Source organism: Vibrio sp. 378, assembly GCF_033339435.1.
On record NZ_JAWOUO010000846.1, the window covers coordinates 1 to 590 of the forward strand.

The following is a 590-nucleotide window of genomic DNA, read 5'->3' on the forward strand; positions in this document are numbered from 1 at the left end:
ATATGCCTTTTTCAAACCAATCATCGCCCATAATTCGAGGCGCAACCCAGAAGATCAGCCACAACGTAAATGCGATGCCACCAATGGCGAGTACGATCATTGGCGCAAGGTACTGAGCAAGAACAGTAATTTTGATTGCCGAAATACCAAATATGATCAGGTAGTCGGTGCTGATACCAGCCGCGTGCTTAAATGCTCCATCACAAAGGTATCGTGACGCTTTGGTTTGTTTCGCGACAATTCGTACGAGCATTCCGCCCAAAAAGCCCGTTACAAATGTCGGAATTTGTACTTTGTCGTGGAACGACGATAAGTAGTTTGCTGCGACATAAGAGAAAGCCGTAACGACGACGACAAGGGCTGCGTGAATAGCAAATGAATCCACAGAGAGTGAAGACATTGTGTCTTTCATCACTGGTTCTTGTTCTGTTGGTCTTACAAGACCTTTTCGTTCATGTTCATCCATGCTGTCAAAAGTTGTAAAGCTTCGAATCCAACCCATTTTTAGAGCAAATTGAAGCATCAGCATGCCGATGGAAATTGAGATGAAGATACCGACTGTCGCAAAGGTCAAACCAAGCGTGAAGCCA

Annotated in this window: 1 pseudogene; it reads right to left on the bottom strand. The window is 44.9% G+C overall.

Annotated features, from left to right (window positions below):
* A pseudogene (locus tag R7Q48_RS29180) lies at positions 1-590 on the bottom strand (sodium:glutamate symporter); the annotation flags it as partial.